This window comes from Zobellella sp. DQSA1 (assembly GCF_041950555.1).
Classification (GTDB): Bacteria; Pseudomonadota; Gammaproteobacteria; order Enterobacterales; family Aeromonadaceae; genus Oceanimonas.
In genome coordinates this window covers 1,029,040-1,042,538 of sequence record NZ_CP169531.1, presented here as the reverse complement: position 1 = coordinate 1,042,538, position 13,499 = coordinate 1,029,040, and the positions used below count along the sequence as shown (strand labels likewise).

Here is a 13,499-nt window from a genome sequence, read left to right as displayed (position 1 = left end):
CAAATAGAAATGGCTCAATTTGTTTACACCATGCACCGCGTGGGCAAGGTGGTTCCGCCCAAGCGTCATATTCTGAAGAATATCTCCCTGTCGTTTTTCCCCGGCGCCAAGATCGGCGTACTGGGCCTGAACGGCGCCGGTAAATCCACCCTGCTGCGCATCATGGCCGGCATCGACACCGAAATTGAAGGTGAGGCCCGCCCCCAGCCCGGCATCAAGATCGGCTACCTGCCCCAGGAGCCCAGGCTGAACCCGGAGCAAACCGTGCGCGACGCGGTGGAGGAAGCCGTAGCCGAAGTAGCCGGCGCCCTCAAGGAGCTGGACCAGGTGTACACCGCCTACGCGGATCCGGATGCCGACTTTGACAAGCTGGCCAAGCGCCAGGGCGAGCTGGAAGCCATCATCCAGGCCCACGACGGCCACAACCTGGACAACCAGCTGGAGCGTGCCGCCGACGCCCTGCGCCTGCCGCCCTGGGACGCGGTGATAGACAAGCTCTCCGGGGGTGAACGCCGCCGGGTGGCCATGTGCAAGCTGCTGCTGGAAAAACCCGACATGCTGCTGCTGGACGAGCCCACCAACCACCTGGACGCCGAGTCCGTGGCCTGGCTGGAGCGCTTCCTGCACGACTACGAAGGCACCGTGGTGGCCATTACCCACGACCGTTACTTCCTCGACAACGTGGCCGGCTGGATCCTGGAACTGGACCGGGGCGAAGGCATTCCCTGGGAAGGCAACTACTCCTCCTGGCTGGAGCAAAAGGATCAGCGCCTGTCCCAGGAGCAGTCCTCCGAGGCCGCGCGCCAGAAGTCCATCCAGAAAGAACTGGAGTGGGTGCGCCAGAATCCCAAGGGCCGCCAGGCCAAGTCCAAGGCCCGTATGGCCCGCTTCGAGGAGCTGCAGAACCAGGATTACCAGAAGCGCAACGAAACCAACGAGCTGTTCATCCCGCCCGGCCCGCGCCTGGGCGACAAGGTGGTGGACGTCGAGCACCTGACCAAGTCCTACGGCGACCGGGTGCTGATCGACGATCTGTCGTTCAGCATTCCCAAGGGCGCCATCGTCGGCATCATCGGCCCCAACGGCGCCGGTAAATCTACCCTGTTCCGCATGCTCACCGGCGCCGAGCAGCCGGACGCCGGCAGCATCACCCTGGGTGACACCGTGCAGCTGGCCTCGGTGGAGCAGTTCCGCGACGCCATGGACGACAAGAAGACGGTGTGGGAAGAAGTGTCCGGCGGCCTGGACATGATGCGCATCGGCAACCTGGAGATCCCCAGCCGCGCCTACCTGGGCCGGTTCAACTTCAAGGGCACCGACCAGCAGAAGCGGGTGGGCGAACTCTCCGGCGGTGAACGCGGCCGCCTGCACATGGCCAAGCTGCTGCAAACCGGCGGCAACGTGCTGCTGCTGGACGAACCGACCAACGATCTGGACGTGGAAACCCTGCGCGCCCTGGAAAACGCCCTGCTGGAATTCCCCGGTTGCGCCATGGTCATCTCGCACGACCGCTGGTTCCTCGACCGTATCGCCACCCATATCCTGGACTACAAGGACGAGGGCAAGGTGGAGTTCTTCGAAGGCAACTTCACCGAATACGAAGAGTGGAAGAAGAAAACCTACGGCGCCGAGGCCATCCAGCCCCACCGCATCAAGTACAAGCGCATCGCCAAATAAGGTCTGCTCATTGTTATTCCAAAGCCCGCATCATGCGGGCTTTTAATGGTTTGCAATAAATCAAATCCGTTGTTCCGGTCGCCGCTGTCAACATTCCCGAACTTGACCAGCACCATTCCGTCACCCCCGGTCATTCCCCCACTACTCGTCATTCCCGCCCCCATTCCGTCATTCCCGCCCCCACACCGTCATTCCCGCCCCCACTCCGTCATTCCCGCCCCCATTCCGTCATTCCCGCCCCACTCCGTCATTCCCGTCCCCATTCCGTCATTCCCGCCCCCATTCCGTCATTCCCGCCCCCATTCCGTCATTCCCGCCCCCATTCCGTCATTCCCTCCCCCACTCCGTCATTCCCGCGAAGGCGGGAATCCAGAGCCCACAACTCGGCGCTCACATATTCTCTCCATTCCCACACCTCACCACCGTCATTTCCGTGAAGGCGGAAATCCATACATCCCCGCACAGATGAACGCGATGGCCCAGGCAGGCCACTTCCCTGCCGGGCTACACTGAAGTCAGCTTACCGGGTGATATCGAAAGGAAAACACTATGAAACTCGCCTTGCCCTTGATGTGCGCCTGCATAGCGCTGACGCTGGCAACCGCCGGTTACAGCGCCACCCAGCAGGAGATGAATCAAGCAGCCGGCCGGCAATATGAACAAGCCGACCAGGCCCTGAACCAGGCCTATGCCCGCCTGATGGCCAGGCTGGATGCTTCCCGCCAGGAAAAACTCAAGCTTGCCCAGCGGGCCTGGCTCAGGTTTCGCGATGCCCAGGCCGAGCTGGTGTCCTCGGCCTGGGAGGGCGGCTCTATCCGGCCGCTGATCCACGGTGAGGAGCTGACCCGGCTGACCGAGCACAGAACCGCCGAACTGCTCCGTCTTCTTGAAGAAGGTGAGTGAGACAGCAACCACTGGGTATCTATTTGCCCTCAAAATGCTATAAAGGTTTTCGATCTTATACCCCCCGTCACCGATGCGGCTTATTTCGAGCGTAAAACGTTAAGGACAATATTGTTGAAACACTTTATTTTCATATTAGGCACGCTTTTTTCTGCCGCCTGTTTTGCCGACGCCTATAACATTCTCGATGAAAAAAGAGACCGGCCTATTCCCGTTACCACCTACTTACCGGTCAATGCCGCCGAGTGTAGTGATGCTCATCCCTGCCCGGTGGCGTTGTTAAGCTCGGGTTATGGCGTTGCACATAACGAATATTCATTTATCGCCCACCAGCTCAACCAGTCGGGTTATCTGGTCATCGCCATTCAACACGAACTGCCGGGGGATCCGCCACTGGCGGTAACCGGCAACCTGTTTGAGAACAGAAGTGAGAACTGGCAGAGGGGGGCGGTCACGCTCGCGGTGGTAAGAAACGCGCTCAAGGACCAGCACCCGGGCTACGACTTTGATCATCTGACCCTGATAGGCCATTCCAACGGCGGCGATATCTCCGCCTGGCTGGCCAATGACGACAAGCCCTATATCAGCCGGCTGATCACCCTGGATCACCGTCGGGTGCCGCTGCCAAGAACAAAGGATATTGATCTCCTGTCCATTCGCGGCAGCGACTTTCCAGCCGACGCCGGCGTGCTGCCGACCGATAAAGAAGTGCAACAATTCGGCGGCTGCATCGTTACCATTCCGCAGTCCAGGCACAACGACATGACCGACAACGGCCCGGACTGGCTCAAGACCGCGATAGCCGGAGTCATCGACGATCATTTGTCCGGCAAGGGTTGCCGGCAGCCGGCCGGGGCCTGAACACCCAGACAGTGGAAAAACCGGTACCCTGCCGGTATTTTCCACTGCCCAAAATGGCATAATACGAAAACCATGCCATCCGCATGGTTCATCTTTACTACTTTCCGCCAGCTCGCCCCGCCTTCACCATGGTGCTATGCTGTCGCCCCTGACAAGAACAATAAACGGGATATCCCATGGACACCTACGCCGCCCTCGCCCGGCTGGACCGGCAGGACACCTGGCACGGCTTCAGGCAGCTGGTGCCGCTTTCCCTTTTCGTCGCCGTGTTCGGACTGGCCTTCGGCCTGGCCGCCACCCAGGTGGGGCTGAATAATACCGATATCGTGCTGATGAGTGCCCTGGTGTTTGCCGGCGCCTCCCAGTTCGCCTCCCTCGACATGTGGGGCACCCAGGTGCCGCTGGTGCCCCTGGTGATCACCACCTTCGCCATCAACGCCCGCCATCTGCTGATGGGCGCCACCCTCTATCCCTGGCTGCGCCACCTGCCGCCGGCCAGGCGCTACGGGGTGATGCTGTTCGCTTCCGACGCCAACTGGGCCATGTCCATGCAGGCCTTTCACCGGGGCGAGCGGGCGCTCGGCATTCTGTTCGGCGGCGGACTCGCCATCTGGTCGTTCTGGATCCTCGGCACCTGGCTCGGGCTGCATTTCGGCAACGCCATCGAGGATCCGGTCAGCCTGGGGCTGGACATGGTGATGGGCTGTTTCCTGCTGGCCATGGTGGTGGGCGGGCGCAAGGATTTGCGCAGCCTGGCCATCTGGGTGGTAGCCGCGTTCTCGGCCATGCTGGCCTACTGGTATCTGCCCGCCAACAGCCACGTGGTGGTGGGCGCACTGTCGGGCGGTGTGCTCGGCGCCCTGTGGATGGAGAAGGAAAGCAAATGAACCTGGACACAACAGGCCTCGGGCCCTGGCTTATCATCGGCGTGATGGCGCTGGTCACCCTGGCCACCCGCTGGGGCGGGGTATTGGTGATGTCCTTCGTGCCCATCAACCGCCGGGTGCAGCAGTTTATCGGCGCCATGTCCGGCTCGGTGCTGGTGGCCATCCTCACTCCCCTGGCCCTCAACGGCGACACCGGCGCCCGCCTGGCGCTGCTGGCCACGGGGCTGACCATGCTGGTGTTGAAAAAGCCGCTGCCGGCCATCGCCGCCGGCATCCTGGTGGCCGCGCTGGCCAGGCAACTGGGGTAACAGCGTCGTCATCTGTGCCTGCACTTGCCGCGGGCCCGGTGCCGTTTTCCCTGGATTCCCGCCTTCGCGGGAATGACATAAATATCGGCAAATATCAGTGATTGGCAGGGTAATGGCGCCGAAACGGCGCCATTGTCTGGCTATACCGGCAAGTTTAGTCGGCCGTTGTGGTAGCCGACCTGGCGGTAGTCGGGGATATTGCCCAGCACCCGTTCGTGTTCGTGGCGACAACCGCCCACTATCACCACCCGGCAGCCGGCGGCCAGGGCCGAGGCGATGCCGGCCGGGGCGTCCTCGAACACCAGGCAGTCCTGTGCCGCCATCCCCAGCAGCCGGGCCGCCAGCAGGTAGGGCTCGGGATCCGGCTTGCCCCTGGTCACCTGCTCGGCGGTCACCCGGATGCGCGGCAGGGGCAGTTCGTTGCGATCCAGCTTGGGGATGGAAAGCGGCAGGCTGCCCGAGGTGCAGATGGCCCAGCCGTAGTCCGGCAGCGAGCACAGCAGCTCCCGCGCGCCGGGGATGGCGGTCACGCTGTCGTTCAGGCTCCTCTCCACCACTTCCAGCCAGGCGGCCTCGGCCGCCACGTCCAGTTGCGGCGCCAGCCGGCGGATGGTCTCCTCGCTGCGCACCCCGTGGCAGATGGCCAGCACATCGCTCAGGGGAATGCCGTGCCGGTCGCACCAGCGGGCCCAAGCTTGCTCCACCGCCCGGTGGGAGTCCACCAGGGTGCCGTCCAAATCGAAGATCAGGCCCTTGGCCGCCACTGTATTCATGGTGCTCTCCTTTATCGGTTACCGTTACCCTGATCCTACTCTCCCGACCCGACACCATTTATCTCTTCGGCCCGAAAAAAGATACTATTGGCTCATTATGATGATTCAAGGTGGCCCAAAATGCTTAAACGCGAACTACTGAGCCTGCCCCATCACAGATCCTGGGCCCTGACCCACCTCCAGGACGCCGGCGTGCCCTTTCAGTGGCACTACCACCCGGAATACGAGATCACCCTGACCCTGGGGGCGGAAGGCATGCGCTATATCGGCGAGGACGTGGCGCCCTTCGGGCGCTGCGATCTGGCGCTGGTGGGCCCCGACGTGCCCCACACCTGGGACGCCAAGGCCTCGGACGGCGCGCCCGAGGTGTATGTGGTGTTCCTGCCCCGGCACTGGCTGCAGGCCCAGTTGGAGGCGGGACTGGTGGAGCTGGCCCCCCTGCTCGACTGGCTGGCCGGGCTCGGCAACGGCGCCGTGTTCGGGGTCGCCACCGCCCGCCGGGCCAGGCGGCTGTTCGAGCGCATGGCGCAACCGGGCCCGCTGCCGGCCCTGGCCGCCCTGCTGGAGCTGCTGCAACTGCTACAGGCAGACGAACATGGCCGCCCCTTGGGAGGTCGGCTGCAGCCACCGCCGGACCGGCGCCTGGATCTGCTGCTCAGCCATTTGCAGCGCCATTACCAAGAGCCCCTGCGCCTGGAGCAGGTGGCCCGCCACTGCAACCTGAGTCCGTCCACCCTCAAGCGGCTGCTGCAACAGCACTGCGACACCAGTTTCAGCCAGTACCTCAACCGCCTGCGCCTGGGCCACGCCTGCCACCTGCTCACCACCAGCCCCCTGCCGGTGGCGCTGGTGCGCGAGCAGGCGGGGTTCAACAACGCCAGCCATTTCAACCGCAGTTTCCTCGCCCATACCGGGCTGAGCCCCCTGGCCTTTCGCCGCCGCTTCGGCTGGCGCAGGCTGAGTTAACCACCAGGCACGTTAGGCAGAGGTCGGGGCCAGGCAAACCGCATAGGGCTGAACAACCTCCATATGGCCACTGTCCCCTGGCCCCGGCCGTAGCGGGGGCGACAGTCGGTATCCGGCTCCTCCGCCAGCGCCTCAGCCAAAGACGCCGATGGCGTTGAGGAACATCAGCACGATAAACACCGGGCTCAGGTAGCGGATGGTGAAGCGCCACAGCCGGTAGCCCGGGCCCCGGCCCAGTTCCTGCTCGGTGGTGGCGCGACTCATCACCCAGCCGGCGAACAGGGCGATAAAGAGCCCGGACAGCGGCATGATCCAGCTGGAGGTGAGGTAGTCCAGGCCGCCGAAGAAGGTCTTGCCGAACAGGGTGTGTTGCTCCCACAGGTTGAAGGAGAACACGGTGCCCAGGCTCAGCAGCCACATCAGTACCCCCGAGCCCAGGCAGGCCCGCGCCCGGCTGATGCGATAACGCCCGGTCAGCCAGGCCACCGCCGGCTCGATCAGCGAAATGGCCGAGGTCAGCGCCGCCACCGACAGCATCACGAAGAAGAGGGCGCCGAACAGTGCGCCCAGCGGCATCTGGCCGAAGGCGATGGGCAGGGTCACGAACAACAGCCCCGGGCCGGCGCCCGGCTCCAGGCCGTTGGCGAACACCAGAGGGAAGATCACCATGCCCGCCAAGAGCGCCACCAGGGTGTCCAGCAGGCCGATGATCAGCGCCGTTTTGGCGATGGACACCTTGCCGGGCAGGTAGGCGCCATAGGTCATCATGCCGCCGCCGGCCAGGCTCAGGGTGAAGAAGGCGTGGCCCAGGGCCACCAGCACGCTGTTGCCCGAGAGCTTGCCGAAGTCCGGGTTGAACAGGAATGCCAGCCCCTGCATAAAGTGGCCCGTGGTCATGGCATAGCCCACCAGCACCAGCAGCAACAGGAAGAGCCCGGGCATCATCAGGTTGACCGCCCGCTCCAGCCCCTGCCTGACCCCCAGGGCGACGATGCCCAAGGTCAGTGCCAGCACCAGGCTGCCCCAGAAGATCAGGGTCAGCGGCGACCCCAGCAGGGCGCCGAAGTGGGTGCCCACCTGCTCGCCGGAAGCGCCGTTGAAAGTACCGGCGCCGGTGTCGAAGATATAGGCCACCGCCCAGCCGGCCACCACCACGTAGAAGCTGAGCAGCAAAAAGCCGGTGAGCACGCCCACCCAGCCCAGCCAGCGCCAACGGGACGACGCCCCCGCCTCCCCGGCGAGGGCGGCCATCGCATGGGGCGGGTTGTGACGGCCGCGCCGGCCTATCATCACCTCGGCCATCAGCAATGGGATGCCGATCACCAGGATGCAGGCCAGGTACACCAGCACGAAGGCGGCGCCGCCGTGCTCGCCGGTGATGTAAGGGAATTTCCAGATGTTGCCGAGCCCCACCGCCGAGCCGGTGGCGGCCAGCACGAAGGCCATGCGGCCGGACCATTGGGGGCTGGCGGCGGAGCTGGACACGGCCACCTGGCCCAGGCCGCCGAGCGGCCGGGTCAGACTATTGTTTTCCATAACGATGTTCTCCTTAGGGATTGATAAGAGCCAATTCACAAGTTGCAGCACTCGGCCAAAGCGCACTACTCCGCCGACTCGCCGTAAACCCATCCCTGGGGGCTCCGCCGCGATATTCGGCATGTGCCGAGCGACACAGGGGGGCGAGCTTGCTCGCCGTGACGAGTCGTTTCAGCCTGACCGAACATCCAGTGAATGTTCGCAGCAGGCTGAAACGGCGAGTGTCAGGTCCCGAAACGTGTCGGTGGAGGCAGCCCCGCTGCCTCTTTACTCAGGGCTACAACGGATAAACTTCGTGAAGATCGAACACAGGTACCAAAGCCCGGCGCCGGACTCAGGTCACCGCGGTCAGTTTGCGGAACTCGGGCTGTTTCCACTCTTCCCGGCGCATCACCTCGGCCAGGGCCTGCACCGTGTCCCACAGATCCACGTAGCGGGTGTAGAGGGGGGTAAAGCCGAAGCGCAGTATGTCGGGGGCGCGGAAGTCGCCGATGATATTGCGGGCGATCAGCGCCTGCATGATGGCAAATCCCTGCTCATGGGTGAACGACACCTGGCTGCCGCGCCGTTCGGCATCCCGGGGCGAGGCGAGCCCGAAGCCGAAGTCCCGACAATGCCACTCCACCAGTTCGATGAAGATCTCCCCCATCCGGCGGGATTTGGCGCGGATCTGCCCCATGTCGGCGGAGACCATCAGCTCCACCCCCACCTCCAGCACACTGGTGGCCAGCACCCCGGTGGTGCCGCACAGGCCGCGCCGGATGCCGGCGGCCGGCTCGAACCGATCCTGCATGGCGAAGGGATTGGCATGGCCGAACCAGCCGCTCAGGGGCTGGCGGAACGCCTCTTGGTGGCGGCGGGCCACGAACAGAAAACCGGGCGCGCCGGGGCCACCGTTCAGGTACTTGTAGCCGCAGCCCACGGCGAAGTCGGCACCGGCGCCGTTCAGGTCGACCGGCACGGCACCGGCGCTATGGCTCAGATCCCACAGCATGAGCGCACCCACGGCCTGGGCCCGGGCGGTAAGGGCGGCCATGTCGAACATCTCGCCAGACTTGTAGTGCACATGGGTCAGCACCACCAGGGCGGTGTCTTCGTCGATAAGCGTTTCCAGCTCCTCCCGCGGTGCCGTTTCCAGCCGCACGCCGGGCCGGAACCGCTCCAGCCCCTGCAGAATGTAAAGATCCGTGGGGAAGTTGCCGGGTTCGGAGACGATCTTGCCGCGTCCCGGGCGCATCTCCAGCGCCGCCGCCGCCAGTTTGAACAGGTTGACCGAAGTGGAGTCGGCCACCACCACCTCGCCCCGCTCGGCGCCGATCAGGCGGGCAATTTTATCCCCCACCCGCTCGGGCAGGTTTATCCAGTCGTGGGTGTTCCAGCTGCGGATAAGGCCCCGGCCCCATTCCTGCTCCACCACCTCGGCGGCGCGCCGGCGGGCGGCCCCGGGCAGAGCGCCCAGGGAGTTGCCGTTCAGGTAGAGGAGCCCCTCTTCCAGCTCGAACTGCTGCCGGTAAGGGGCCAGGGGATCGTCCCGATCCAGCAGGGCCAGGTGATCGCGGGTCAGGGTGGTCATGCTTCAATACTCCTCAGTAGGGCGCGCACGGGCGAGGCGTCCAGGTGCGCCAGTTTCAGCGGTGGTGCTATCAGTTCGTAATGGCCGGGCTCGATGTCGTCCAGCACCAGCCCCTCCAGAATGGCCATGCGGTGATGCCAGACCCGCTGGTGGGCGTCCAGGGTCTTGGCATCCTGAGGATCCAGCGAGGGGCTGTCGACCCCGATAAGACGGGCACCCCGCTCTGCCAGCAGGTCGATGGTGGCGGCGGCCACGGCGGTAAAATCCGCCCGCCATTGCTCATGGGGAAAACGGGCACAGGTTTTCAGCAACACCCGCTCCAGCCGTTCCGGCAGCCCGGCGGGCAGGTCGCCGGGCTCCACCCGGCCGCGGGCATGGGTCAGGTCCAGCACCAGGCAGGGGCCGATATAGGCCTCCAGCGCCACCTCGGCCATGGCCTGGCCCTCGGCGTGGTAATGCAGGGGCGCGTCGGCATGGGTGCCGGTATGGGTGGACAGGCTCAGCCGCGCCACGTTCACCGGGCAGCCGTTTTCCATCACCCAGCTCGGCTCGGCGCTGTAGGGAGTGTCGCCTGGCCACACCGGTATGCCGGGGCGCAGGGTTTGGGAGATGTCCCAGATTCGGCTCATGGTGGTTCCTCGTCAGATGCTGGTGCGCACTGCCCAGAGTTCGGGGAAAAAGGTCAGATCCAGCGCCTTCACCAGGTAGGAAACACCGCCGGTGCCGCCGGTGCCCTTCTTGTGGCCGATGATGCGTTCCACCGTCTTCATGTGGCTGAAGCGCCATTTCTGGAAGTTGTATTCCATGTCCACCAGCTTCTCGGCCAGTTCGTACAGATCCCAGTGCTGCTCGGTGTGCTGGTAAACCCGGGACCAGGCGGCCTCCACCTCGGCGCAGGCCTGGTAGGGCTGGGACCAGTCCCGCTCCAGGCAGTGGGCGGGCAGCGCGAAGCCACGCCGGTGCAGCAACTGCAGGCTGATGTCGTAGATGCTGGGGGCTTCCAGAATGGCGGTCAGGTGCCGGTAATGCTCCGGGTGGGCCCGATGGGCCTCCACCATGCGGGCGTTTTTGTTGCCGAGCAAAAACTCCAGCTCCCGGTACTGGTAGGACTGGAAGCCCGAACTCTGCCCCAGGCTGCCGCGAAAGCAGGCATAGTCGGCCGGGGTCATGGTCACCAGCACTTCCCAGGCCTTGATCAACTGCTCCTGGATGCGCGCCACCCGCGACAGCATCTTGAATGCCGGTTGCAGCTGGTCCCGGCGGATATGCTCGGCGGCGGCGTGGGCCTCGTGCAGGCACAGCTTGATCCACAGCTCCGACACCTGGTGGATGACGATAAACAACATCTCGTCGTGCTCGGCGGAGCGGGGCCGCTGGCAATGGAGCAGGGCGTCCAGATCCAGGTACTGGCCGTAGCTGAGGTCCTGTTGCCAGTGCACCCCTTCGTTGTCCAGATCCACCATGCCCTGGCGGGCGGTGATCGATTCCTTGCCGTGCATAACCAACATCCTGTTAACAATTGAAGATAACTTGAGTTTACGCCGCCCCCAGCCCTGGTGTAAATTTCATTAAAATCCAGTTTTCAATTAAATAAATTAATAGATGAGCGTTCGAGTCAGTACCCGGCATATGCAGATGATGGTGGCCCTGAGCGAGGCCGGCAGCCTGGTGGAAGCCGCCCAGTTGCTGGGCCTGACCCAGTCCGCCCTGAGCCACCGTATCAAGGAGGCAGAGCGGCTGCTCAATACCGAGCTGTTCTACCGCCAGCACAAGAAACTGGTGCCCACCAGCGCCGGCAAGCGGCTGCTGCATTCCTCCCGCCTGGTGCTGGCGGAGCTGGAGCGGGCCGAGGCCGACATCAACAAGCTGTCGGTGGGCATAGAGCACGTGGTACGCCTGGGCAACGAGGCCTACGGCGGCTACCACTGGCTGCCCGTCTGCCTGGCCGCCTTCGGCCGGGAGCAGCCCAGCATCAGCGTGGAGATCATCCCCGACGTTTCCCTCGACCCTTACGCCGCCCTGCGCACCGGCCGTATCGACCTGGCGCTGGCCTCGGGCCAGCCGCCCGAGGGCTTTCAGTGCCGGCGGCTGTTCCGGGACGAAATGCGGCTGGTGCTGCCCGCGGGGCACGAACTGGAGGGGGAGAACTGGGTAAGCGCCGGGCAGGTGGCGGCCCACACCTACGTGACCTACCACACCCAACCGGGCAAGGGACGGGAATACGAGCAGCTGTTCAGCCACTACCGGCTGTTGCCGGCCCGGGTGATCCGGGCCGGGGTGACGGAGGCGGTGGTGGCCCTGGTGAAGGAAGGCTTCGGGCTGACCATCATGCCGGAGTGGGTACTGGCGCCCTACCTGGCCCAGGGCGGGCTGAGCACGGTACGGGTAACGGAAGAAGGGCTCCATCTGGACTGGCAACTGCTGCTGCGCAGGGACGAAGCCCCCGACTCCCCCGCCGCCCGCTTCGCCGACTGCCTGGCGCGGGTGGCGCCAGGCACCCGCTGATCAGAGCGGTATCACCACCTTGGCCCAGAAGGCATCGCCTTCGGGGCGGTTCTCCACCGCAAACTCCTGCTGATATTTAAGGCTGACGGAAAAGCCGGCGCCGCTGTCATACTTCAACGAAGGGCCGATGGCCAGGGCCTGCCCCTTGCTGTTCTCCAGGGTGACGCCGTGCAGCTTGTCTTTGGTCAACTGCTTGTAGGCATAGCCGCCCACGCCCAGGATCCAGTGCTCGTTCAGACCATAGCCCAGCGAATAGTCGGCATGTAGCTCCTGGCCGGAGTGATAGCGGCTGTCCGGGTTCTTGAAGTTGTAGTCGTACATCAACTTGATATCCCAGTTGAGCCCGCCGGATTGCATATAACTCACCGCCGCCACCGGCTGAAGAGTCCAGTGGTTGCGCCCGATATTGACCAGATCGTTGGGGTTATAGCCGCCGGTCGGGGCAAAGACATCCAGCGACACCGCCGAGTGCAGTTGCGGACTATGATGGTATGCCAGCCCCAGGGCGGTGATGTCGATGTCCCCCAGTCCCTGCTTGCTCTGGTGCATGCCGTTGACCCTCAGGCTCAGATCCACCAGGGGGAGCAGCACTGCGGAAAACACCTGCCCGCCCAGCAGTTGCCGCTCGCTGACCCACAACAACCGGGGCGCCAATACACTGGCCCCGAGCCTGAAATCCACCGGCAGGCGTTCGCCGTCCGGGCCGTTCAGCCGGCTGGCCGAATAGTGGTTGGCATACAGCAGTGGGTAAAACCCGGCCGGCGGCAAGGCTGCCATGCCGAAGTTTTCCGCGCCCATGGGATAAACGGAGCCGCCGTTCTCGGTGGCCAGCACCGAGGCCGGCAAGGTGGTAGCCAGCACTAACCCCAGAAACAGGCGAGCCGCTCCTTTACCATTTTTTACCCTTCTCATCTGATCATCCTTATTCAGAGCACCTTGCGGCCATGCTCAGGCGCATGGCCGCCTTCCTTTAAGCACACCGGGCTTCCAGGGCATTGAACTGGCCCTTGAAAAACAGCATCGGCTCCCCTTGATCACAGCGAAATTCCTGTACCCGGCCGACGATCAACAGGTGATCGCCCAGGCAACGGGTAAACTCCACCTCGCATTCGAACTGGGCCAGAGTATTGGCCAACAAGGGTACCTGCCGTTGATTCAGGCGATATTCCACCTCCGAAAATTTGTTGTCACTGGCTCGGGCGAACTGCATCGCCAATGCTTCCTGTCCCTGGCACAGCACATTGATAGCGAAGGGCAGCCCTTCCTGAAAGGCAGCCAGGCTGGGGGAGTTCAGCGACAGGCTCCACAGGATCAGCGGAGGATCCAGCGACAGGGAAGAGAAGGAGTTGGCGGTAATGCCCACCATGGCATCGCCTTCGCCGGGAGCGGTGACCACCGTGACCCCGGTGGCGAAGTTGCCCATGGCGTTGCGCAAGGCCCGGGTATCGATGGCGGGGGCCGCCGGCTGGCGGTCTTGGTCCGGCTTTAACAGAGTGTTGGCAGTAGTCAT

General features: G+C 64.0%; 14 protein-coding genes. 7 read left to right on the top strand and 7 right to left on the bottom strand.

The features are described from left to right. Positions 1-9 precede the first annotated feature (9 nt). The 5 genes from ettA to ACEVBK_RS05010 all read left to right on the top strand — a co-directional run bounded on the left by ettA (position 10) and on the right by ACEVBK_RS05010 (position 4,636). Positions 10-1,677, top strand: coding sequence for an energy-dependent translational throttle protein EttA (ettA, locus tag ACEVBK_RS05030; RefSeq protein WP_375057498.1), 1,668 nt, complete (start codon positions 10-12; stop codon positions 1,675-1,677). A 549-nt stretch (positions 1,678-2,226) separates the two neighbouring features. Further along, entirely contained in the window at positions 2,227-2,580 is a 354-nt protein-coding gene (locus ACEVBK_RS05025; RefSeq protein ID WP_375057497.1) for a lysozyme inhibitor LprI family protein, read from the top strand. Between the two features lie 114 nt (positions 2,581-2,694). Further along, entirely contained in the window at positions 2,695-3,441 is a 747-nt protein-coding gene (locus ACEVBK_RS05020) for an alpha/beta hydrolase (RefSeq protein WP_375057496.1), read from the top strand. Between the two features lie 176 nt (positions 3,442-3,617). Further along, positions 3,618-4,328 (top strand): AzlC family ABC transporter permease, encoded by a 711-nt coding sequence (locus ACEVBK_RS05015; protein WP_375057495.1) that lies wholly within the window; start codon positions 3,618-3,620, stop codon positions 4,326-4,328. Beyond that, the gene (locus ACEVBK_RS05010) at positions 4,325-4,636 is read left to right on the top strand and encodes an AzlD family protein (protein ID WP_375057494.1); all 312 of its coding nucleotides are present in this window, start codon (positions 4,325-4,327) and stop codon (positions 4,634-4,636) included. The genes ACEVBK_RS05015 and ACEVBK_RS05010 overlap by 4 nt, the downstream gene beginning before the upstream one ends. Before the next feature lie 140 nt (positions 4,637-4,776). Here the strand turns inward: ACEVBK_RS05010 and ACEVBK_RS05005 are convergent, their stop codons facing one another. Beyond that, positions 4,777-5,409, bottom strand: coding sequence for an HAD-IA family hydrolase (locus ACEVBK_RS05005; RefSeq protein WP_375057493.1), 633 nt, complete (start codon positions 5,407-5,409; stop codon positions 4,777-4,779). Positions 5,410-5,529: 120 nt separating this feature from the next. On the opposite strand from ACEVBK_RS05005, the gene ACEVBK_RS05000 reads away from it, so the two are divergent. Next, the gene (locus ACEVBK_RS05000; RefSeq protein WP_375057492.1) at positions 5,530-6,375 is read left to right on the top strand and encodes a helix-turn-helix domain-containing protein; all 846 of its coding nucleotides are present in this window, start codon (positions 5,530-5,532) and stop codon (positions 6,373-6,375) included. Between the two features lie 132 nt (positions 6,376-6,507). Here the strand turns inward: ACEVBK_RS05000 and ACEVBK_RS04995 are convergent, their stop codons facing one another. The 4 genes from ACEVBK_RS04995 to kynA form a co-directional block, all read right to left on the bottom strand. Next, positions 6,508-7,911 (bottom strand): sodium-dependent transporter, encoded by a 1,404-nt coding sequence (locus ACEVBK_RS04995; protein WP_375057491.1) that lies wholly within the window; start codon positions 7,909-7,911, stop codon positions 6,508-6,510. A gap of 334 nt (positions 7,912-8,245) precedes the next feature. Then, the gene (gene kynU / locus ACEVBK_RS04990) at positions 8,246-9,484 is read right to left on the bottom strand and encodes a kynureninase (RefSeq protein WP_375057490.1); all 1,239 of its coding nucleotides are present in this window, start codon (positions 9,482-9,484) and stop codon (positions 8,246-8,248) included. Next, on the bottom strand, positions 9,481-10,113 hold the full coding sequence (gene kynB, locus ACEVBK_RS04985) for an arylformamidase (RefSeq protein WP_375057489.1): 633 nt from the start codon (positions 10,111-10,113) through the stop codon (positions 9,481-9,483). Before kynB ends, kynU begins: the two co-directional genes overlap by 4 nt. Before the next feature lie 12 nt (positions 10,114-10,125). After that, positions 10,126-10,983, bottom strand: a complete 858-nt coding sequence (gene kynA / locus ACEVBK_RS04980; RefSeq protein WP_375057488.1) for a tryptophan 2,3-dioxygenase — start codon at positions 10,981-10,983, stop codon at positions 10,126-10,128. A gap of 103 nt (positions 10,984-11,086) precedes the next feature. On the opposite strand from kynA, the gene ACEVBK_RS04975 reads away from it, so the two are divergent. Next, positions 11,087-11,989: a LysR family transcriptional regulator gene (locus tag ACEVBK_RS04975; RefSeq protein WP_375057487.1), complete on the top strand. Its 903-nt coding sequence runs from the start codon at positions 11,087-11,089 to the stop codon at positions 11,987-11,989. Here the strand turns inward: ACEVBK_RS04975 and ACEVBK_RS04970 are convergent, their stop codons facing one another. Together ACEVBK_RS04970 and ACEVBK_RS04965 are read right to left on the bottom strand one after the other, a co-directional pair. After that, positions 11,990-12,901 carry a transporter gene (locus tag ACEVBK_RS04970; RefSeq protein ID WP_375057486.1) on the bottom strand — a complete coding sequence of 304 codons (912 nt, stop codon included), beginning with the start codon at positions 12,899-12,901 and terminating at the stop codon, positions 11,990-11,992. It abuts the gene before it with no gap. A gap of 58 nt (positions 12,902-12,959) precedes the next feature. Beyond that, complete coding sequence (locus ACEVBK_RS04965) at positions 12,960-13,499, bottom strand: flavin reductase family protein (protein WP_375057485.1); 540 nt, start codon at positions 13,497-13,499, stop codon at positions 12,960-12,962.